The following is a 20,732-nucleotide window of genomic DNA, read 5'->3' on the forward strand; positions in this document are numbered from 1 at the left end:
CTTCATACCCCTCTCATCTGATCAATCAGAATCGGACGATGTCCCTGTGTCCATAAGCTCAATATTTCATCCAATTCCAGACTGCGACTCTTAATAACCTTTACGCCTAAAGAATGAATGCGTTCCTCGATTTGGTGAAATTGTTGTGTAATAAATGAAGCTACCCCAGGTGTTTCCATAGCAAAGTTCAGTGTGCCCGGCAATTCTGCCGCCAGGTCGGCTAGTTCCTCTTCATCATTAGCGTGAATCCATACCTCACTCCATAAACCGAAGAGACTATCCTTCTCCGCCATACCGAGCAATTGCCCCTGATGCATGAGCACAATATAATCAGCAAGCCGACGAACCTCCTCCACAATATGGGTGGATATAATGATCGTTGCGTTGCTCTCATCCATATACCTAGACAGCGCCTCAATCATAATCTTCCAGGCAAAAGGGTCCAGCCCCGAGGAGGGCTCATCCAGCAACAGCAGACTTGGACGTGCCGCAAGTGCGGCGGCTATTTCGAACTTTCGGCGTTCACCCTTGGACATTTTGCCAAGCGTTATATTACGAGGCACTTCAAACTTAGCAAGCAGAACTTCAAGATAAGCAGTATCCCACAGCGGGTACCAATAGCTCCGAAACTTGGCCGCATCCTCAGCAGTCCAGTGATTCTCCTCTGTGAGCGAGATTTCCGGCACATACGCAATGGTTTGGCGAAGCTCCAGCGGCAGGCCACTCTCATGTTTGTTTTCGAACCAGTGTATCTCGCCTTCTTCGGGATTCGACAACTGCATCAGCATATGCAGCAGTGTGCTTTTGCCAGAACCATTCTGTCCTACCAGTGCAGTAATATAGCCTTGTGGCAGATTTAACGTTAATGGACCTATCGTCTTGTTACGCCGCTCTTTACGTACATTCCGCAGTTCTATTGCCATCTGAACCATTTCGTGCGCCCACCTTTCATTCCAGTCCTTTGTACTTGCGCTCTACAATTTCCTGAAAGATCTGTTGTAGCTCCTCTTCACTGCACTGAACCGACCGCGCAACTTCTACTGCACTCTCAAGTGCCTTACGAACCGCATCCTGTTTGTAACCTTCCATCGCACCATCCCCTACATGAGAGACAAAGGTACCTGTTCCTTGCCTTGTTCGCAGCAGGCCTTCATTCTCCAGATCCTGATACACTCGGCGGACTGTAATGACACTGCATTTCAGATCTGCGGAAAATTCACGGATAGAGGGAAGCAGTGTTCCTTCTGTAATTACTCCACTTATAATTAGCGATCTGAGCTGCGTCTCAATCTGATGGTAGAGCGGCTCAGCACTATTTTCATTGATTTGTATCGGTATCCACATGATTTACATCCCGCCTTCCACTCTGCCATGTCGGATGACCATTCTGCCAGTTGGATTCATCATATAAGGTCCCGGCTCTTTAGCCGATGTATAGTCCATTTGGAGAACAAATGAACGGATATCATCCCCAGCAGCAGCATTCCCCACATGAGCGGGGACAACAATCCCCATTCCTGCGAATAGGAGATACTATAGAGGAACAAGTTGCCTCCAGCCAGCCAGATCAAGAGTGTACTTCCCATAGAGAGCAGCACAATCAGTAAGGTAAGCCAGAAGTACGCTCTGCCACTAACCAGTAATTCCATACTGATGTATATCCCAGTCAGCACTAACCCAAAGCCAACCCAGCTCAAGACAAAGGACAGGTATGAAGACAAAGACAGCTCTATCCTCAATTGACTGCTAATAACATACATTAAGCTAAAGAACAGCCCCCCATTCAGAACGAAAGCGAGAACAGCCTGAAATTTTCTTTTACATAAAATAACGGCGGATGGGATAGGCATACTTCGAAAATACGCTAGCGTCTTTGTGTATGGGTCCTCGCTCCAATATTTCATCGTACGACGGGAGAAGGTAAAACCCAACATCGGGATTAACGAAACCAGTAAGAAATCAACAAATAACAATGACCCGGTCGTCTCATTACTGTCCAATACGTCATCCACAACCATTCCTGTCAATAAAGCCAAGTACCCCATAAAGAGGATCGAAAACAGAAAGGTCCACAGCAGTCTCAGTTTGTCACCCCGGAAATCCCCTTGAACCATGAACCAGGCATCCTTTAATGTCCTCATGAATCAACCTCGCTTTACAATTTCTCGTGTAGTAAACAGCGATACATTTAAGAATCCGTTCTCTGTGCTTACTGTATATATCTATATACACAGTATATGTCCTTTATTTTCCATCGTCAATCCCCAACACTCTAAAAAGAACAGAAAAACCGGACACTAATGTGCCCGGCTCGTAAGTTCCGTATGAATTATGTATGGATAGCTTCAGTATCATTCGCGAAAAAATGGTAACAACTAAGAGAACTCCAGTAATGATTGAGGGTGCTGAAATACGGGTATTAATCTGAAATTCGACAATAACGTGTCGAAAAATATCATTAATGTCGTACAATATCACTTATACGACATTTATAACGACGAAAATGAGTATATTTCGCATTTATGCATAAATTTTACCCTCCTAGTATTATAGGACATTTGTATAATACTGTATAGTTATAAAATGAGAAAATAGTGATATTCTGTCTGATTGTGTCTTATTCAATAAAAGCACGCAGGCTATCTTCTACAAAATCTGGAGCCGCCTTTTGGATTTGTTGAACGGTGTGCAAGTAACGCTGAGTTGTATTGATATGAGAATGTCCAAGATTCTCCTGTACCTGTTGAAGAGAAGCACCTTGCAGTAAGGCAAGCGTCGCATTGGTATGCCGCAGCCAGTGGGGAGTCAGTTTTTTATCGATGAAGCTGAACTCGCCGGCATTTTTAATAATTCGCTCCACCTGTCTTGAAGATAACGGGAACATCAGAAGCTCGCGATCCGGATCACCGTTTTCCGCAAGTGAGTTTGATAATTGGGAGTATAGTTCCCAAAGAATAGCAGGCACTTTGATTTCTCTCCGTTTACCGCCCTTAGCATTCGCAATAGTCAACCAAATCGAGGTTTCAAGTGGATCTGTATGAAAATCCCCCATTTCATTGCAGTTAGCTCGGATACTCGCAACCCTAACATGACAAGAGTTAGCCCAATCAGATAGTTCCGCAAGCTTTGTTTATGCAATTCGCGGAGTAAATCACCCACTTCTCTTTTGGTTAAGAAGTTCCGTCTGCTGGTAATTGTAATCGTGGGTATTCGGACGCTAGCTGTAGGGTTTTTAGTGAAAAAGGCAATATGCTGATCACTTCCCCATTTATAAAATGATTTTAAGGGTGCGAGAAATGCGGCGATGCTCGCCGGAGCAAATTGCTTCGGATAGCTGTTCCCCCTTGAATTAGAAATATTTTATAGGCTTCAATTTCCTTCCAGGTTACATCCTTTAAGGCCGTATTCGAGATGAACTTACGAAAGGCGATGATCGCCCGCTCATAATTTCGTCGTGTATTTACGTTTCTGCAACAGGTCGCCAAAAACATTTGGACGATTTGTTCATCACTGTTCGATGTCTCATCATGGTCTACTAAAGCTAGTTGAAAACAATTAGAAGTCGTCCGCTCTGTGCTCATTCCATTACCCCTTCGTCGTTATAAATGTCGTATAAGTGATATTGTACGACATTATTTTAGCGCTTTTGTTCCTTTTTTTTATCATAATGTTATTTTATGTAATGAAATTTGTAAGAATACGCGAGAAATAGTAAGGAGGGAGAAGCTTGGGGGAGTTAGCAGCACTGGTAAAAAAGGTACAAATTGCTCTATCGGAAGAAGCACATGTGAGCGTATGGATGAATTTCCTGCGAAATAAGCATCCAGAGACCCATCGCCATTCCGTTAGAGTTGCCATTCTGGGGGAAGAATTGGCCATTTCGATTAAGCTTAGTGAGAAAGACAAGAATAACCTTGTGCGAGGGTGCTTTTTGCACGATATCGGGAAATCATTCATTCCTGTACATATACTGGATCAACAAGAACCTCTTTCTGAAGAGCAATGGAACATTTTGAAGCTGCATCCTTTGCTTGGTGCGGAAATGGCTAAAGATTTTCCAGGTATTAATAACAGTATTACTGATGTTATCCGCCACCATCATGAGAGGTGGAATGGAGCAGGTTATCCAAACGGGTTACAAGGAAATGACATTCCCTTCCTCGCACGGATATGCTCTGTTGTTGATGCTTATGATGCCATGCAATCCTTTCGCAGCTACCGTGAGCGAAGCTCAATAGAGCAAGCAAAGAATGAATTAAGAAGTGCCGCTGGAACACAGTTCGACCCTAACATCGTGGATCAGTTTCTTATGCTAACCGATCAACAGCTAACTTTATAAACTTGAGCTGTCTTGCAGAGGGGCAGCTTTTTTTGCATCTTCCAAACCTCAAAGTAGCCTGTGACCCGTTGCTCCACTTCGGAACAAAAGATACACAGGCTGAATCCTCTAGCTTAAGCGCCCAATATGACTTCCCAAACCGGCTTCGTATGTCCACCTGGATACATCATATAGAGCAGCACATACACCATAACACCCGTAATGGCAGTTACAAACCAGATCATCGATGTGATTCTGCCCCATTTGCGGTGTTTGGCATATTTCGCTTTAAATCCAAGCGTTAGTGTGGTCAGGCCGAAGACAGCTGCCACCGTTGCCAATACAATATGGAAGATTAGAAACACCTGATAAATCGTCTTTAGACTATCCGGCCCCCCCCATTCCGTATTGCCCACGAACAGTGTTCTTGAGACGTAGACAATGAAGAATAGCATAGCCGCGATCGCCGCAGCAATCATCGTCTTCTTGTGTGCTTCACGCTTGCCCTTAATAATGAGTCTCCAGCCTATCGCCACCAACACCGCACTGAGTACGATGAAAAATGTACTGATCGTTGGAAACAGTGTGAAAATATCCATGATTATCCTCCTCGACAGTCACCAGCTAAACCCGAGTCAAACTGCCTCCCTCCATTTCGGAGGATGGCATGGATGCTTCCGCATCCTCTTGCCCGTTCTCTTTTTTATACCAATGATAGAACACATAAGCAAGCATAGAGGCAAAAATAAATTCCTGAATGAATTTCATCGCAATGCCTCCGACCTGCTGATCCACCTTTGGGGACATTAATCCGAAGAATGTCGGGCCTCCAAAAGCTTGAAGCAAGGCTGCAGGATTGCCTGCTACACAATAGCCCATTGCCCGCGCCCATGTGTCCGGATCACTATACGTGGCATACAGTGGATGATCCGCAAAGATGATCAACCCGCAGGCAGGCGTCAGCAGCACCATATTCAAGAAAATAAAACCAATCTTGCCCAATCCATCAACCATCCGGTGCTCCGGCAACGGATTAATCAATGTCCACCACATCAAGGCAGATGTCAGAAACAATACAGCATAGTAGCTGCGGTGAACTGCAAAATGCAGCATCACATAGTCATGAACAACCGGAATATGGTACAGAGAGAATAAGCCATTGAACAGGAGTGCAGCCACAATAGGGCGAGCGAGAAAGGATAAACGCTGCAGTGGATTAACTCTTAGCGCAGCCCGCCATATAAAGTCCGGAATGCCCAGCATGATCAACGGTACGGCTACCAGATAGGACAAGGCCATACTGACCATATGGAACGAAAACATCAAATGCCCCAGCAGGCTAAGTGGACCTCCTTGAGCCAGATAGAGGAATATCATGCCACATACGAACAGCCCTCGTCGCCAGAGAGGCACAGAGGTTGATCCAGGAAACCACCCGGCTAGCGGACCGATCAGCACAAAATAACCAGCAACCAGAAGCAGCATCACTGCCAGAAAGAGCGGACTCCACAGATCAATAAAGCTAAAATATTCTAATCCCAGCATGGCCTAAGCCTCCTCGCGGGCGTTCTCTTGGTAGGGATTGCACTCAGCCTTCCAAAATCAAAAAAAAGGGGGCATCGCAGCCCACCTCTATCTTCTAGCTTAATCCCACCAAACCCAATACAGCGACATTACAATACAGGTGCCAGCGATAAAAAATCCACCCAGCATGAAAATAATTGGCAGCAAATGTCCCTTGTCCTTCAGATGCATCCAGAAGCCCATCTGCAGAATCACCTGCAGCACTGCCATTACCAGCAGGATAATAACAGCAAAGGTAGCATTGACACCGCCAGCCGCCACAGCGGCAAAAGCAATTAGTGTCAGGACGACGGAGAATATAAAGACCGCCATATGCCGCTGCGGCCCTTCATGACGGTGGCGATGCTTAATTCCACCCTCTGGCGAATGCTGATCTGTCGTCATGGCCTTAGCCCACCTTTCCGAGAAGGTATACGACTGTGAAGATGAAGACCCACACCACATCGATAAAATGCCAGTATATAGCCGACACATACACTTTAGGTGCAGTCACCACCGTCAGCCCCTTGCGGGACATCTGTAGGATCAGGACGGAGATCCAAAGTATCCCAAAAGCTACGTGAGCACCGTGAAAGCCGACCAGTGTATAGAATGCGGAGCTGAACGCACTTGTCGTCATTCCGAATTCCTCATGCCTAATATATTGACTAAACTCATAGATTTCAAGAATAAGGAAGCCTAACCCGAGCGCCACGGTAACCAGCAGCCAGTTGCGCAATAATGCTGGGCGGTTTCTATGCATGGCTTGAATCGCAAACACACTAGTCAGACTGCTCACCAGCAAAATAAAGGTTGCTGCCGCAACCAGTGGCAGATGGAACAGCTCATTAGCAGTAGGTCCGTCATTTGTCTGATTGCGCAAGGCCAGGAAGGTGGCGAACAAGGTGCCGAAGAGCACGGCCTCGCCGCCTAGAAAGAGCCAGAAGCCCAGCACCTTGTTCCGGCCCTCCAGGGTCGCCTTTTCCGGTTCGTAGGGAAGAGCATTATTAGCAGCTTCTGCGTGTGGCGTTGTCATATCTGCTCACCTTCCAGCTCTTCGGGTTCAATATGCCAGCCCTGATCGTCAAACAATGATCTCATCAGCATGGACCCGAATGTAATAAGAAGACCGATTGCCGTCACCAGATAATGATTGAACATGAAGCCGACAAAGTCGCTTTTGAATTCATCCCGACTGAACATAAAGCCAAGTCCGGCGATAAAGATTCCGACTGACATCAAGAACGGCAGTATAGTTGCTGATGGCATATGAATCGAACCCACGGGTTCTGCCGGAGTCATCCCCGTGTGACCCGCTGTTTTTTCTTTCCAAAAAGCATCAATACCGCGCACGAGCGGCGTCTGCTTAAAGTTATATTCTGGCGGCGGAGAGGGAATAGACCATTCCAGTGTCCGTCCATCCTCCCACGGATCAGCAGCAGCATCAGCTGGCTTTCTGAAGGTGAGGACGATATTGGTCAGGAAGATAATCATGCCAACACCCATCAGAAATGCACCGATCGTACTGACCAGGTTAAGGACATCAAAGTGCTGATTCGGCAAATATGTGAATACACGGCGCTGCATGCCCATCAGACCTAGAAAATGCTGTACAAAGAAGGTCAAATGGAACCCCAGGATGAAGGTCCAAAATGTCCACTTGCCTAACTTCTCACTAAGCATACGCCCGAACATTTTCGGCCACCAATAGTGCAGCCCCGCAAAGAGTCCAAGCACCAAGCCACCCACTATAACGTAGTGAAAATGCGCTACAACGAAATAAGTATCATGAAACTGGAAATCTGCAGGCGCGGAGGCCAGCATGACACCCGTTACTCCACCCATCGTAAACGTGGGGATAAAGCCAACAGCGAACAAGTTCGGTGTGGTAAAGCGTACTTGCCCGCCCCACATGGTAAGCAGCCAGTTAAAAATCTTGATCCCTGTCGGAACAGCGATCAGCATCGTCGATACGGAGAACAAGGCATTCGCTACAGGTCCCAATCCCGTCGTGAACATATGATGCGCCCAGACCATGAAGCCAAGAAAGGCAATCAGAATGGTCGCGAACACCATCGAGCTATACCCGAATAAGCGCTTACGAGCGAAAGTGGGAATCACCTCAGAAATAATTCCGAAAGCAGGAAGAATAAGAATATATACTTCAGGATGACCGAATATCCAGAAAATATGCTGCCAGAGGATCGGGTTGCCCCCCGCGCCAACCTCGAAGAAATTGGCTCCGATAATCCGGTCGAAGGTAAGCAGTACCAGCCCCACTGTAATTGCGGGAAAAGCAAACAATATAATCGCGGAGGTTATAAATGTAGTCCAGGCAAACATCGGCATGCGCATAAAGGACATTCCCGGTGCGCGCATCGTAATGATCGTTGCCAGAAAGTTAATGCCCCCGATCAGGGTTCCGAGACCGGCAATCTGTAGCCCAATCGTGTAAAAGTCCACCCCATGTGTAGTGCTGTAAGTACTCGTAGACAGGGGTGTATAAGCAGTCCAGCCTGCATCGGGAGCGCCACCCATAACCCAGCTGAGATTAAGCAGAATGCCGCCGAACAGAAAGGTCCAGAAACCGAGCGCATTCAGAAAAGGAAAGGCTACATCACGCGCGCCGATTTGCAGCGGGATAACCGCATTCATAAGTGCGAAGATAACCGGCATGACACCAAGGAAAATCATCGTTGTGCCATGCATCGTAATCAGCTCGTTGAACGTCTGGGCATCCAGAAAGGTATTCATCGGCTTAATCAGCTGGATGCGGATCAGGATGGCCTCAAATCCTCCGATTCCAAAGAACAATCCCCCAGCGAGAAGGTACAGAATCGCTATCTTTTTATGATCGACGGTGGTGATCCAATCCATCAGCCCGGTATGTCGCTTGACGCTGTGGCCATGCCCTAAAGGCTTGGAAGGATTTAAGGTATGCGCTGCTTGAGCCAAGGTTCGTCCCCCCCTTATTAAAAATACTACTATTCTCTAATTGGCTAAGTTGTCAGTCCAGTTTATAGTTCGCCAGATAGGCAGCGATGCCGTCGATCTCCGCATCACTCAGGCCCAGGTCTTTGGGGTTAGGCATCAGGTTGCCAGGCTTCACACTCTGTGGATCATGCAGCCAAGTCTTGAGGTTCTCTTCTATGGGAGCCCCATCAACACCCGTATCATCATTGAGCAGAATACCGGCAATGGCTTCACGTGAACCGATCCCGGTCAGGTTCGGACCAACAGCTAGGCCCTGATCCCCTACCGCATGACATTTCAGGCATTGGTTCTTAAACGTCTTGGCAAGCTCCGGATCTTCCGGCAGAACAGCCACCGGTGACTTCATGGATGCTATCCACTGGTTGAAGGCGTCTTCACTGACCGATTTCACTTTGAATTCCATAAGTCCATGGGAAGGACCGCACAGCTCGGCACATTTGCCACGGTAAACGCCTTCATTAGGCGCACTAAAGCTGAAACGATTAATGGTTCCGGCAGGGTTGGTATCTATTTTACCGGAGAGGGAGGGTACCCAGAAAGAATGCAACACATCGGCCGTTGTCAATTCAAAAGCAATATCCTTCCCTTTCGGAATAACTAGATCCTGCGCGGTCTTCACCCCGTAATCGGTATATTCGAACTCCCACCAGAATTGGTGGCCGGTTACTTTTACCTTAATTGCATTTTTATCATTGGCATGATCATTTCCGGCAGCAAATACCGCCTTTACTGTTGGAATAGCCAGCACCACTACCAAGATGAGTGGAATAACCGTCCAGAGGACTTCCAACTTAAAGTTTCCTTCAACCTGCTTAGGGATCTCCTGTTGCCCCGGCTTTCTGCGGAAACGGATGATTACATAAGCTGCAATCGAAAAGACGATCAACAGTACAACGACCATGATAGTGATCGACAGCTTCATAAGTCCCAGTGAGGTTTCCGCTGCAGGTCCTTGTGGTCTAAGTACTGACAAGTCCTCTCGTCCGCAGCCAGCAAGAATAAGTCCAAAAATAGCGGTCATGGGGAGGAGTCGCTTTACAGCCTGCCACGTTTTCATCATTAATCTACCCCGCTTTTCCGAATTCGTAGATTCCTGTATTTTTTCTGTCAATTATAATAATCACTCTTAATATAAGTTTATAGGGGTGTTTTGTCAATCGTTCACAACTAGTTCACAAAGACTTTGTAGAATTGTAAAAAGCTTGTCAAATATGAATTTAAGAACGCTTTCAGAAAGTACAGAGTTCTGGTATAATCATATAAAGCGCTTACAATTGTAATTGTGTCTATAAATTCATTTGACTAATCAGCTAGTGCTACTACGCTTATTTAAGGTTGCGCACAAAAAAAACCGATTCCAATGACAGCACGCTGTCCGGGCACGGTTTATGAGAATCCTCATGGATGTTAGCTCAGAAATGATGAGTAAGAAAAGCAAGGGGCAAGTCTATCTGTATTTAGGAGACGGATGAGTTCATCCTTACCAACTCATGCTCTACGACCATGGTCAGTTCTTCTTCATAACCTCCCGTAATCCGATACTTCCGGACATACTCCTTTACGAACTTCTTCGGGTCTTTGGGCCGGAAAATACGTGTCATTTCCCGTAGACTTTCCTTGACTTCGTTATGACCTTTACTTGCCATGATCAGTTCCCTCCCAAAACATTAAAAATGAATGCTCCGTTGCAGAGAATGCATGATGAAAAGTGCGCCGTAACTTCGAAATGCAAGTAAGTATCCTTTACACATACGTGGCTTGCATTATCCGCCAAAATAATAGATCCATGAACTGAAGATTTGGAAACATCATCTTGCCGGTGAAGCAGGTTCGTCGTGATTTGGGCTGTGCGTTGTAAGATGACTATTGAGTAGATCACCTTGACAATATAGTTACCCGAAGAGCCTCTTACTGAATCACTCCTTTCGGGCCTTATCGTTATATTGTATCATATTCCGGCCTAACTTCCACCTTTCCTGATAAAATGTATTATTGGATTTTTTTTATTTTAGCAAGCAAACACGCAGGCACAAGACTGTTATATATATATCGGAAGATATTTAGGAAGACTGTAGTCTTCCAACTATTAGCCTATATATGGTTATTTAAATCTACATACTTTGTCCGGGCTAATCATAGGCTTCTAAGGAAGAAGGAAAGCCCGGTTGCCCAGCTACAACACCTGACTTAAGTCATCCCCTTCTTCTCCATGCCACAAGGAGAGTGAGCTACTTGTCCCCTTTCAGATCATCTACTGGATTACCCGATAATATTGCGGGTGCACTCTGTTATTTCTTCCCTTTTATTGGCGGTGTCATCTTTCTTGCCCTTGAGAAACGCAGCCGCTTCGTGTTGTTCCATGCGCTGCAATCGCTAATTGCCTTCGGCGTATTGATGGTCTGTCATGTCTTGACGGCAGTCATTCCCTTACTAGGCCCGCTGCTTGAGGTAATCCTCTCCCTAGTTGGCTTGACCGTGTGGCTGCTGATGATTTACCATGCTCTAAGTGGTAGATGGTATAAACTGCCTTGGGCCGGAGAGTTTGCTGAAAGCCAGCTGCGCCATCTGTAAAGGCAAAGCTTCTCCCTCTTAAAAAGGATTCCCTTTTGTCCCTTCACTCCTTACAATGGAGACAGGACATCCATTGTACATTCAGAGGTTGGAGGAACAACCATGTATTTATTTATCATAAATCCCCGCTCCGGCGGCGGAGCAGGGCAACGCACCTGGCTGAGCGTTGAGAAGCTGCTTAAAGAGCGTAAGGTTTCCTATGAGAGCTTATTTACTCATAGCGCAGACGAAGCAGAGCAGTTGGTAGCCGAGCGACTGTCACGTCAGGAGGATTGGACTACAGCTGTCGTCATCGGTGGTGACGGTACCATCCACAGCGTGCTGGGGGCCTTGCGGCACAAGCGCGTACCACTGGCAGTAATTCCCGCTGGCTCCGGCAACGATACGGCCCGCGGCTTCGGCATCCCCCTTACGCTTGAGGCAGCGCTGGAAGTTGCGCTCAGTGATTGTTATCTCGAGTCTGATCTTCTCTCCGGCGCGGACGGATTGACCCTGACCGCCGTGGCCAGCGGCTTCGACGCCCAGGTGTCAGAGAATGTGAATACCAGTTGGTACAAACGCCTGTGCAACGCCATTGGTGCCGGACAGCTGGCCTTTATCATCGGCATCTTGCATACGCTGATGACCTTCAAGCCCTGCCGCGTGAGCGTGGCCTGCGATGGAATAGAGCATGTCTATGAGACGGCATGGCTCGTCTCTATCTGCAACCTGCCTAACTACGGCGGTGGGCTCTTGATCTGCCCGCAGGCGAAGGTCGATGACGGCCACCTCGACGTCTGCGTAGTCCACGGGTGCAGCCGCTGGCAGTTGCTGCGGCTGTTCCCGACGGTACTGAAGGGCAGGCATGTGACGCTGCCCTTCGTGTCCATGCTGCGCGGACGCAGCGTAGCCGTCACCTTCGCGCAGGCGCGGCACGCCATCGGCGACGGCGAGAGCCTCGGCACCGAGCCGCTAGCGGTGCGCTGCGAGCCAGGGGCGCTGCGCGTGCTCTCTCCGCAGGCCGTGAGCAGCGTTCTGGCTGCGGGCGGCTCTGCAGCATCCTGCCAAGCGAGCGGCTAGGCAGGGGAACCCGAAACTGAAGCAGCGGCCGCTGGACTTGTTGCTTCAGTTTGCGGAGCGTTGGTTTGTCCACTAACGTTATTTGGCGTTAGTGTTAAGTTACTGTAAAATAATCGTGACCCTGAACAGCAAAAAAGCAAGCTTCCAGAAATTAGGAAGCTTGCTTTTTTGCTGTTACATCCTTGCTTCCGTTAAGAGATTACTCCTCTTCTACGAATGAGATTACTCCATCCTCCAGCGAGGCGATCCGTACGAGCGACTCCACGCGGTACCCAGCTTCCTTCAGCAGCCGATTCCCCGGCTGAAAAGCTTTTTCAATCACAATTCCGATTCCGACAACCGTGCCTCCTGCCTGCTCCACAATACGGGCAAGACCGAAGGCTGCCTCACCGTTCGCCAGAAAATCGTCGACGATCAGCACCCGTTCGCCAGAGGCAATAAACTTTTTGGAAACCGTAATTTCGTTACTTTCTTTTTTCGTAAAAGAATAAACTTTCTCCACAAAAATATCTTCCGTCAGAGTCAGCGATTTCTGCTTACGGGCAAAAATTAGTGGAACCTCAAGCTCCAGTGCTGTCATAATCCCCGGGGCAATCCCCGAAGACTCAATGGTCAGCACCTTTGTAATCTCTTCACCGGCAAAACGGCGGGTAAACTCGCGGCCGACCTCACGCATCAGAAACGGGTCCATCTGGTGATTCAGAAAAGAATCCACCTTGAGCACTCCTTGACCGAGTACAATACCTTCGTTAAGTACCTTTTGCCTCAATAACTTCATATGTGCTCACTCCTTCGCCCCCGCAAATGGACCCATTCTTCCTATGCTACAACCCTGTTGGCTTCTGCGGCAACAAATTACCAACGATTGTTTTGAGATTATGATCCTCTTTATAATCGTCTTTGCCATTATCGTAACTAGTGATGCGGATCTCCGAGAACGGATCTCCAGGATTCAACGGCTTAAATATCAGTTTCTCCCGATCCTCCAACCTCACATTAAACTTCATTTCCTTAAACATATCGATTAGCTGAGTTTCGCCCGGCGTTTCTCCATCATCAAGAAAAAGTAGGCCGCGTAAAGGCTTGGGACCATCTGTGTGCTGCACTTCAAAATGAACGATACATTCCATGCTTGTCACCTCCCTAAATTAGTTTACTTCATTCTTCCTCTTCATCCTGCATAATATATTTACCATATATATTGTTGTAACGCTCGCCATAACGCTTCTCCAGCTCGGCTCCCATATCCTGCTCCAGCTCAAACAGCACCATTTCCTGTGTAAAGTGGTTGAGCAGCAGCTCGATCAACACGGAATGCTCCGTTACCACCGCTTGTGCTGTTCCGTCCTCATAACGCATGCCCAGCATACACCAGCTGCGGTCAATCACGAAAGAGAACTTTCGTCCGTCGCTCCGCCGCTGCTTGTCTCCTAAAGGGGGCCAGGTTGGATAGGCAGCAGGAACAGCATTCCCACCGTCGAAGGCCCAGAGCAGCTTAACCCCCCGCAACTCAGCCTGTTCAAGCTCACTGCGCAGAAGCGAGGCTTCCTCCCGCCACACATCCACTACAATTTCCTGCTCGGCCAGATTTAGCTGACGAACCAAAGCACCAAGCACATTGCGATCGCCTTCCACATTATAAAAAGAAGGACTGACTGGTCCACCACGTGGCATTTCACTTTCCATATAGGCAAGTGAGGCTTGAACTCGGCCGGAGATCATGGTAGCCAGCTCATCCGGATTCAGCACACTATAGCGCGCAGGCTCTCCTTCTCCACATCTTACATATCCTTGTTGAGTCAAGCGTTGAAGCGCCGCATACACATTAGACCTTGACACTCCAAGCTGTTTGGCTACTTCGTAACCCGAAGCCTGACCTTTAGTTGCCAGCTCCACCATGATTTTGGACTCCATCTCTGTGAAGCCCAGATTACGCAGATGCAGCAGCAGCTGTTCCATTCTTGTTGTCCCCCTAGCTGACTGTATAACTTTACCCTAGATTTGCTCTGAGCCGCAGCGAGAGCACCACAACGAGCCTTTAGGCAGATCCGCCCGGCAAATTTGGCATTTCACCAACTCCCGAACTCCGCCACTTTCGCTGTCCGCAGCTTCTTCAACATGTTCAGTTGCCTGCCAGTCCCGAATACGCCGGTCAAGCTCAAGCTGTCTCTCCCGCTCACGTTCCAGCTCATCAGCTTGGCGTCGCCCACGTTCGGAATCTTGGCCGTTTCCTGTATAATCCTCAATAGGCAGCTCATCATCCGATTCTAGAACGTCAGCATAACCAGCTGGCTGTTCCGGTCGCATGGCCAGTTCCTTCTCCTCATCCGTTAATTCGTCCGCACCGTAGTATTGGTCTTCGTCCTCATCTGCAGGCATTACATGTACGGTAACTGGTGTAGGCGGAACCTTTCTTGAAGTGACCGGCTCCTCCAGCTTCCGCCCGCAGTTCGGACAAAAGTTGGCATTCAGAGCAACAACATACCCGCATGCACAGAGGCGCTCATTCTTCAGCTCGGCAATTCGTGAGCGCAGGGCTTCGATCTTCTCCTGCAGCTTATTGCAGGTACGTGACAGCTCTACCATTTTTCCTTCGGCCACAGACATATCTCTTGAACGGTATCCCTCGTAGAAAAGCTTTCCCATTTTTACAAATTCAATTTCCATCTCACGCTCGATATCGGAAATATGGCCATTCAGCTTACCGACCTCTACGGAATTTTGCGCTTTTTCGGAAACTCGATTGGCACCATCTTTGATACGTTGGATTAAATTCATTGTAGTTCCTCCTTCTCCACAGTAAGAACAGGGTCAAGTAACAGCCCCAAATCCTAATTAAGGTAACTCACTATACGCTCCGTCTGTAGCGGAAACGTGTTACTATCATACCAAATGTATCACACAGATTCATTATTTGTCGTTCCGTGTCATAATGTAACAATGATTATGGCGAATCTTACCGGTAGATGGAGGCTTCCCCACCAACAAATAATGACATAGCCTGTTCTTAGCTTTATGTGCAGTTATACGTCTTTCCTATAAGAATGTTTCCATGAACTTTGTGCTGCGCTTTCTGCCGCCAACAATCTCCAGCTCGAACACTTCTTACGTTTGAGTCTTATTTTGCTTCTGGAGCTCCATATCGGTTAAACTGGTGTAGTCACCAATAACGAAATTCGGGAGAGTACCAGTGGAAGAACATGACAGCACACAACCTGCACTTAATCAGCTACAGATTCACGTTAAAGATCTGCAGCAGTGGCAGGGCAATGAGGATTTTGCCAATCAGGCTGAGGAATTCAAGGCACTACCGGCGCTCTATCGCCACGCTCTAAATGACCTGCAGAATAAGATCGATGTTATCAAGACCGAATGGCAAATCCGCGATGGCTTCAGTCCGATTGAGCATATCAAATCCCGGATCAAGGAGCCCAAGAGCATCCTGCAAAAGATGCAGCGCAAAGGTTACGAATTCAGCCTTGAGAATATGGAACTACACATACACGATATTGCCGGCATGCGGATTGTATGTGCATTCGTCAAAGATATATACCGTCTAGTAGATCACCTAAGTGTACGCGAGGATATTCGTGTACTGGAGATTAAAGACTATATCGCTTTTCCCAAGCCTAACGGATATCAAAGCCTGCATGTTATTGTGGCGATTCCGCTCGTCCTGATGGAGGGAACCCGCTGGGTGAAAGCCGAGATCCAACTGCGCACTCTGGCTATGGACTTCTGGGCAAGCATGGAGCATATTCTGTATTATAAATTTGATAAGCAGCTCCCTCCTCATGTGGCGGAAGAGCTGAAGGAAGCCGCAAGGGCTGCCGATGAACTGGATCAGAAAATGCTGCGCCTGCGCCGTGAAATTCTCGAACTCACCGAGGGAGATAGTTTTGGCAACGGACATAAGCAATAGTTAAATTGTCTGCTGTTTCTCATACAAAATAAAAAGGCAGCCCTGCAACAGCTCAAGCTGGAACGGGACTGCCTTTTTGGATTGCCTTCTTCTGAAGAGTTGAGCTGGATCACCGCTTGTGCGAATGGCCCGCTCTTCCCGCAGCAGCGTGAGCCACACGCTGCATAATCAGATTCAAACCCTCCTGAGCTCTTGTGGTCTTAGGCAGCAAGGCTCCCCAATCCTCTGTTGCAACCGCTACAACGGACAGAGAAGGGAAAGGGCGCGCCTCTATCTCATGGAATAGGGGGCCAGGCTGGTGAAGTGAGCCTTCAGCAGCAGCTTCCGCCAGCCATTCACCTGAAGAGACTGCCGGACCTTTGCGTTCCAGTCGAGCCAGCTCTGCCGCCAACCCACTAGTCTGCGGTGACCCCACCTCATCAGCAGCCTCATTTTCTTCTTCGGCCCATAGACTAAATATACCGTCCAGAAGCTCTGCTTTGGTTAACCCTCTAAGCGCGAGGGCCAGCAGGGGTTCCTCTGCCAGTCTTTTCTTGACCTGCTTCAGCGCTTCCTCCTTGTCGCCACCTCCAGCTTGATCAAAGGATGCGTGCGCAAGCTCGGTATCGGTAGGCAGGAGCTCCAGTTCGTTAAATCCGCTCAAGTGTCCCTGAAGCAGCGCGTACATTTCATTAGGGCTGAGCGCCAGATGCCGCAGCACTTCCTGTCTTCTTGTAGCCGGCCAGACCGGAACCTTCAAAGAGAGAGGTTGGCCTGCCTTTGTTCCCTGCATAATAACAGGAGCATCACTGCTGTTTAATATAGTCTGTGGGACCACCGCTTTCCCGGATAGCGGTATCCATGACGCTTTTAACACACCGGGGATGACTTCCAGCCGTAGCTCCAACTGTCCACTCATTTGTAAATCCCTCCTGTAACTCATATCTTCCCTTTACATCCAGTCCTGGCCCTGCAGCTCAATAAGCTCCTTGAGTTCATGATTGGACATTTCGGTCAACCAAGTTTCACCGGAGCCCACAACCTGCTCGGAGAGACTCTTTTTACGTTCAATCAGCTCGTCAATCCGTTCCTCCAGCGTTCCTTGGCAGATCAGCTTGTGAACATGCACATTCTTATTCTGGCCAATCCGGAAAGCCCGGTCTGTTGCCTGATTCTCAACTGCCGGATTCCACCAGCGGTCATAATGGATCACATGGTTCGCCCGCGTCAGGTTCAACCCTACTCCCCCAGCCTTAAGAGAAAGCACGAAGAATGCGGGGCCTTCCCCCTCCTGAAAAGCATGGACCATCTCATCGCGTTCCCGCTTCGGAATTCCGCCATGCAAGAATAGTGGAGCTGAGCCGTATCGCTTGGTCAGTCGGCTGACCAGCAGTTCGCCCATCGCCACATATTGTGTGAAGATCAAGGCAGACTCCCCAAGCTCAGCAATGTTGTCAAGTACCTCGAACATGACTTCCATTTTGCCGGATTGTTCGTTGCGCTGACCGCGTCCTTCCTCTTTCCGAAAGAGCTGAGGGTGATTACAAATCTGTTTCAGCTTCGTCAGAGAAGATAGAACAAGTCCGCGGCGGGCCATTCCTGAGCGCTCACCGATCACACCGAGCATTTCATCTACGACTCCCTGATACAACGCAGCCTGCGTTTCCGTCAAAGGACAATAAGACTTCAGCTCCAGCTTCTCCGGCAGATCCTTGGAGATATCCGGATCGCTTTTGAGGCGGCGTAGCAAGAATGGTGATACCAGACGATGCAGCTCCCGCAGCCGTTCTCCGCCTTCCCCAGAAACATACCGCTGGCGGAAGGAATGATAAGTGCCCAAATAGCCTGGGTTTAGAAAATGAAAAATGGACCAAAGCTCACCCAGCCGATTCTCAACTGGGGTGCCTGTCATGGCAATACGATGCGGTGCCGACAGCTTCATAACGCTCTGCGCCTGCTTGGTGCGATGATTCTTGATGTACTGTGCCTCATCCAGCACTACTGTGGACCAGTGGATACCCGCTAAATCCTCACTATCTCGGCCCGCCAAATGATAGGTGGTTAACACAATATCATGGCTGGCTGCCAGATCCATAAAGCTTTCTCCGCGCATACGGCGCCCACCATGGTGAATATGCACTCTAAGTGAAGGGGCGAAACGCTGCAGCTCTCGCTGCCAGTTGCCCAGCAGTGAGGTCGGGCACAGAATCAACACCGGGCTCTGCGCTTCCTCGGGAGGAGCAGTCAACGCACGGTCGAGCAGGCAGGTAATAACCTGAATCGTCTTGCCCAAGCCCATATCATCAGCTAGACACACCCCAAAACCCAGTCCGCTCAGGGCAGTCAGCCACTGATAACCCCGCTCCTGATAAGGTCTTAGGGTACCGTGCAGGCTATCTGGTACAGTGCGTGCCGGAAGATTGCGCAATACATCGCCGCGCATCAGCGAGGCCAGCAAGCCGGACGTTTCCATGCCGGTAACAGACATACCCTTCCAGAGTCGGTCATCCCCATCCTCGGCTTCCAGCCGCATCCAGTCTGCTGCGGACATTTCTCCGCTTTCATGACGCTTCATATATTTAAGAACCTGACGAATTTCCTTCGGATCTACCTCAATCCATTCCCCACGGAAACGTACAAAAGGCACGCCCGCCTCAACTAAGGCATTCAGTTCCTCCTCAGTGATTGAGGATTCTCCAAGTGACGCCTCAATACGGAATGAAATCAGAGCTTCCATACCCAGAGCCACTGGTGCAGGACCCTCTGTTCCAATCTCCAGCGGCTGCATCTGCATCTTCATGCCAATCCGGCGGCGTCCCTCGCGGCTCCAGCGGGAAGGCATCTGCACCGTTATTCCCCGGCTGGTTAATTCCTGCACGCTTTCCTTCAGAAAGTAATACAGGCGCTGAGGTTCCAGATCAACACCATCCGGAGCCGGCACAGACAGCGCACGCTGAATATCCGGCGATACTTTCGCAGCTCGTCCTAGTACTGTAAGAAGCTGCTGCTGAATGTTACGGTAGCGTTTCCCCCACAACGTGAATTCCCGTTCCTTACTGCTCCAGACCGATTTTGCCGGAAGCCAGAATTCGCCTTCTTCTCTGCTCTCTGCCCAAAAGGTTAAACGCCAAACCTCGCTTTCGTCTCCTGGCGGCTCGAGACGTAAGCCAAGTCCCAACACTCCGCTCCGTGCTTCCTCTGTCTGGGAATGGGGCATTTCATTGCCCGCCGTCTCATTGACGGTGGTGAGCAGCTCTGTTACCTCTGCCGGAGTCCCCTGTACAGGAATATCACGGCTGCCCGTGAGCAGACTATTCCACCATAGCTCCGTCAAAGGAGAGCGACCACGGCGATAATTAACCTTATACGGTGTCAACTCACCTTCGATGCCTGCGATAACCCGCTTTATCTCCGCACTCATCACAGCCTGTAAAAAGGAATACAGCACATATCCGCCAGCCTCTTCACGCGAAGACAGATCGCCAGCTTCTGCAGTATGGGTACCTAAGGCAAGTACCGGCATGGATGCTGCCAGCTGTAGAAAAATTTCCTTATCCTCGGGGTTGCGAAAAGCAGGAGACCAGCAAGCCGTAGCTGCCTGTTCCCCCCCACGGCGGCGCGATCCCACGGGACGCGGTGGTAAAGCTCCCGGTGTGATTCCTCCTTTGCCCATTAATTCCAGAGCAAAGCGGGCTACAGCAGCCCAGTAACGCAATTCACCGCCTGGCTCCACTCCCTGACTCAAACATAACGATTCATCCCAGGACAACAGCAGTTCAAAAGCATCCTGAGGCACCAATGCCAATCCTTCAAGCGTTCGCCCAGGCAGCACACGCCGCACCGGTTTTCCTTCTACAGGAGGAACCGGATATTTCACTTCCGCCAAACGCAGCGCAGCACCCGTAAAAGGACGCAAGCCTCCCCGTAGCTCCAGCCTCTTGACCACACGGGTCCAGGCATCTACCTTCGGCTCTGAAGTTTCGCCGGAGAAGCAGAATAATACGTCCCCTAACCATATTGCATACAGATGCTTTGTCATCGGTGATCTCCTGTCTTTTAAGCAAGTAAGAAGAAATGGCTTTGCCGTCCTTTCATGGACGGCATTCGTTTCTTCGAGAAATATAAGGATAAATTATCATGTGAAGCATATAACTTCTTATCTTTTAAGAAGAAATGACCTTGCCGTCCCTAATGGACGGCATTCGTCAAATACATTTTGAAGCTATCTATAAATGAAACGGACGTCCTAGAAACCAATGCAGCACTTGGACGCTCCTATATTTCCAAATGGATTTATCTTCATCTCTTCATCTTATACGAAAAAGC

20 protein-coding genes and 1 pseudogene are annotated in these 20,732 nt (G+C 48.9%); 4 read left to right on the top strand and 17 right to left on the bottom strand.

Annotated features, from left to right (window positions below; translation table 11 throughout):
• Nucleotides 1–2: 2 nt before the first annotated feature.
• From H1230_RS29770 to H1230_RS29785, 4 genes and pseudogenes are all read right to left on the bottom strand, one after another.
• Complete coding sequence (locus tag H1230_RS29770; protein WP_239713365.1) at nt 3–932, bottom strand: ATP-binding cassette domain-containing protein; 930 nt, start codon at nt 930–932, stop codon at nt 3–5.
• Between the two features lie 16 nt (nt 933–948).
• Entirely contained in the window at nt 949–1,344 is a 396-nt protein-coding gene (locus H1230_RS29775) for a GntR family transcriptional regulator (RefSeq protein ID WP_239713366.1), read from the bottom strand.
• Between the two features lie 59 nt (nt 1,345–1,403).
• Nucleotides 1,404–2,141, bottom strand: coding sequence for a hypothetical protein (locus tag H1230_RS29780; protein ID WP_239713367.1), 738 nt, complete (start codon nt 2,139–2,141; stop codon nt 1,404–1,406).
• Between the two features lie 476 nt (nt 2,142–2,617).
• A pseudogene (locus H1230_RS29785) lies at nt 2,618–3,581 on the bottom strand (tyrosine-type recombinase/integrase).
• A gap of 146 nt (nt 3,582–3,727) precedes the next feature.
• Here H1230_RS29785 and H1230_RS29790 point away from each other — a divergent pair.
• Nucleotides 3,728–4,339 (top strand): HD-GYP domain-containing protein, encoded by a 612-nt coding sequence (locus tag H1230_RS29790; protein WP_239713368.1) that lies wholly within the window; start codon nt 3,728–3,730, stop codon nt 4,337–4,339.
• A 113-nt stretch (nt 4,340–4,452) separates the two neighbouring features.
• Here the strand turns inward: H1230_RS29790 and H1230_RS29795 are convergent, their stop codons facing one another.
• The 7 genes from H1230_RS29795 to H1230_RS29825 all read right to left on the bottom strand — a co-directional run bounded on the left by H1230_RS29795 (nt 4,453) and on the right by H1230_RS29825 (nt 10,521).
• A complete protein-coding gene (locus tag H1230_RS29795; protein ID WP_239713369.1) occupies nt 4,453–4,917 on the bottom strand; it encodes a DUF420 domain-containing protein in 465 nt (154 codons plus the stop codon).
• Nucleotides 4,918–4,942: 25 nt separating this feature from the next.
• Nucleotides 4,943–5,863, bottom strand: coding sequence for a cytochrome c oxidase assembly factor CtaG (gene ctaG, locus H1230_RS29800; protein WP_239713370.1), 921 nt, complete (start codon nt 5,861–5,863; stop codon nt 4,943–4,945).
• A 99-nt stretch (nt 5,864–5,962) separates the two neighbouring features.
• Complete coding sequence (locus H1230_RS29805; protein WP_239713371.1) at nt 5,963–6,286, bottom strand: cytochrome C oxidase subunit IV family protein; 324 nt, start codon at nt 6,284–6,286, stop codon at nt 5,963–5,965.
• A gap of 4 nt (nt 6,287–6,290) precedes the next feature.
• On the bottom strand, nt 6,291–6,917 hold the full coding sequence (locus H1230_RS29810) for a cytochrome (ubi)quinol oxidase subunit III (RefSeq protein ID WP_239713372.1): 627 nt from the start codon (nt 6,915–6,917) through the stop codon (nt 6,291–6,293).
• On the bottom strand, nt 6,914–8,758 hold the full coding sequence (gene ctaD / locus H1230_RS29815) for a cytochrome c oxidase subunit I (RefSeq protein ID WP_239717645.1): 1,845 nt from the start codon (nt 8,756–8,758) through the stop codon (nt 6,914–6,916). The genes H1230_RS29810 and ctaD overlap by 4 nt, the downstream gene beginning before the upstream one ends.
• 130 nt (nt 8,759–8,888) lie before the next feature.
• On the bottom strand, nt 8,889–9,935 hold the full coding sequence (coxB, locus tag H1230_RS29820; protein ID WP_239713373.1) for a cytochrome c oxidase subunit II: 1,047 nt from the start codon (nt 9,933–9,935) through the stop codon (nt 8,889–8,891).
• A 397-nt stretch (nt 9,936–10,332) separates the two neighbouring features.
• Nucleotides 10,333–10,521: a hypothetical protein gene (locus tag H1230_RS29825; RefSeq protein ID WP_019913840.1), complete on the bottom strand. Its 189-nt coding sequence runs from the start codon at nt 10,519–10,521 to the stop codon at nt 10,333–10,335.
• A gap of 586 nt (nt 10,522–11,107) precedes the next feature.
• On the opposite strand from H1230_RS29825, the gene H1230_RS29830 reads away from it, so the two are divergent.
• A complete protein-coding gene (locus H1230_RS29830) occupies nt 11,108–11,446 on the top strand; it encodes a DUF4870 domain-containing protein (RefSeq protein WP_239713374.1) in 339 nt (112 codons plus the stop codon).
• A 102-nt stretch (nt 11,447–11,548) separates the two neighbouring features.
• Entirely contained in the window at nt 11,549–12,505 is a 957-nt protein-coding gene (locus H1230_RS29835) for a diacylglycerol/lipid kinase family protein (RefSeq protein WP_239713375.1), read from the top strand.
• Between the two features lie 199 nt (nt 12,506–12,704).
• Here the strand turns inward: H1230_RS29835 and H1230_RS29840 are convergent, their stop codons facing one another.
• Genes H1230_RS29840 through H1230_RS29855 form a run of 4 tightly spaced genes read right to left on the bottom strand, consistent with a single transcriptional unit; the run spans nt 12,705 to nt 15,283 of the window.
• Complete coding sequence (locus tag H1230_RS29840) at nt 12,705–13,283, bottom strand: xanthine phosphoribosyltransferase (RefSeq protein ID WP_239713376.1); 579 nt, start codon at nt 13,281–13,283, stop codon at nt 12,705–12,707.
• 46 nt (nt 13,284–13,329) lie between these two features.
• Nucleotides 13,330–13,635, bottom strand: coding sequence for a hypothetical protein (locus tag H1230_RS29845; protein ID WP_239713377.1), 306 nt, complete (start codon nt 13,633–13,635; stop codon nt 13,330–13,332).
• 28 nt (nt 13,636–13,663) lie between these two features.
• A complete protein-coding gene (locus H1230_RS29850; protein ID WP_239713378.1) occupies nt 13,664–14,464 on the bottom strand; it encodes a TrmB family transcriptional regulator in 801 nt (266 codons plus the stop codon).
• A gap of 36 nt (nt 14,465–14,500) precedes the next feature.
• Nucleotides 14,501–15,283, bottom strand: coding sequence for a zinc ribbon domain-containing protein (locus tag H1230_RS29855; protein WP_239713379.1), 783 nt, complete (start codon nt 15,281–15,283; stop codon nt 14,501–14,503).
• A gap of 412 nt (nt 15,284–15,695) precedes the next feature.
• Between H1230_RS29855 and H1230_RS29860 the strand changes: the two genes are divergently transcribed.
• Complete coding sequence (locus tag H1230_RS29860; RefSeq protein ID WP_481857101.1) at nt 15,696–16,427, top strand: GTP pyrophosphokinase; 732 nt, start codon at nt 15,696–15,698, stop codon at nt 16,425–16,427.
• A gap of 109 nt (nt 16,428–16,536) precedes the next feature.
• Here H1230_RS29860 and H1230_RS29865 read toward each other — a convergent pair whose 3' ends face one another.
• Nucleotides 16,537–17,325, bottom strand: a complete 789-nt coding sequence (locus H1230_RS29865) for a hypothetical protein (RefSeq protein ID WP_239713380.1) — start codon at nt 17,323–17,325, stop codon at nt 16,537–16,539.
• Between the two features lie 33 nt (nt 17,326–17,358).
• Complete coding sequence (locus tag H1230_RS29870; protein ID WP_239713381.1) at nt 17,359–20,445, bottom strand: DEAD/DEAH box helicase; 3,087 nt, start codon at nt 20,443–20,445, stop codon at nt 17,359–17,361.
• Between the last annotated feature and the right edge of the window lie 287 nt (nt 20,446–20,732).

The sequence above is a fragment of the Paenibacillus sp. 19GGS1-52 genome (genome assembly GCF_022369515.1).
Classification (GTDB): Bacteria; Bacillota; Bacilli; order Paenibacillales; family Paenibacillaceae; genus Paenibacillus_AQ.

What these genes read in the sequence shown, in the direction of transcription:
- H1230_RS29770 (WP_239713365.1), bottom strand. Translation starts at nt 932, where the DNA reads ATGGTTCAGATGGCAATAGAACTGCGGAATGTACGTAAAGAGCGGCGT.
- H1230_RS29775 (WP_239713366.1), bottom strand. Translation starts at nt 1,344, where the DNA reads ATGTGGATACCGATACAAATCAATGAAAATAGTGCTGAGCCGCTCTAC.
- H1230_RS29780 (WP_239713367.1), bottom strand. Translation starts at nt 2,141, where the DNA reads ATGAGGACATTAAAGGATGCCTGGTTCATGGTTCAAGGGGATTTCCGG.
- H1230_RS29795 (WP_239713369.1), bottom strand. Translation starts at nt 4,917, where the DNA reads ATGGATATTTTCACACTGTTTCCAACGATCAGTACATTTTTCATCGTA.
- ctaG (WP_239713370.1), bottom strand. Translation starts at nt 5,863, where the DNA reads ATGCTGGGATTAGAATATTTTAGCTTTATTGATCTGTGGAGTCCGCTC.
- H1230_RS29805 (WP_239713371.1), bottom strand. Translation starts at nt 6,286, where the DNA reads ATGACGACAGATCAGCATTCGCCAGAGGGTGGAATTAAGCATCGCCAC.
- H1230_RS29810 (WP_239713372.1), bottom strand. Translation starts at nt 6,917, where the DNA reads ATGACAACGCCACACGCAGAAGCTGCTAATAATGCTCTTCCCTACGAA.
- ctaD (WP_239717645.1), bottom strand. Translation starts at nt 8,758, where the DNA reads ATGGATTGGATCACCACCGTCGATCATAAAAAGATAGCGATTCTGTAC.
- coxB (WP_239713373.1), bottom strand. Translation starts at nt 9,935, where the DNA reads ATGATGAAAACGTGGCAGGCTGTAAAGCGACTCCTCCCCATGACCGCT.
- H1230_RS29825 (WP_019913840.1), bottom strand. Translation starts at nt 10,521, where the DNA reads ATGGCAAGTAAAGGTCATAACGAAGTCAAGGAAAGTCTACGGGAAATG.
- H1230_RS29835 (WP_239713375.1), top strand. Translation starts at nt 11,549, where the DNA reads ATGTATTTATTTATCATAAATCCCCGCTCCGGCGGCGGAGCAGGGCAA.
- H1230_RS29840 (WP_239713376.1), bottom strand. Translation starts at nt 13,283, where the DNA reads ATGAAGTTATTGAGGCAAAAGGTACTTAACGAAGGTATTGTACTCGGT.
- H1230_RS29845 (WP_239713377.1), bottom strand. Translation starts at nt 13,635, where the DNA reads ATGGAATGTATCGTTCATTTTGAAGTGCAGCACACAGATGGTCCCAAG.
- H1230_RS29850 (WP_239713378.1), bottom strand. Translation starts at nt 14,464, where the DNA reads ATGGAACAGCTGCTGCTGCATCTGCGTAATCTGGGCTTCACAGAGATG.
- H1230_RS29855 (WP_239713379.1), bottom strand. Translation starts at nt 15,283, where the DNA reads ATGAATTTAATCCAACGTATCAAAGATGGTGCCAATCGAGTTTCCGAA.
- H1230_RS29865 (WP_239713380.1), bottom strand. Translation starts at nt 17,325, where the DNA reads ATGAGTGGACAGTTGGAGCTACGGCTGGAAGTCATCCCCGGTGTGTTA.
- H1230_RS29870 (WP_239713381.1), bottom strand. Translation starts at nt 20,445, where the DNA reads ATGACAAAGCATCTGTATGCAATATGGTTAGGGGACGTATTATTCTGC.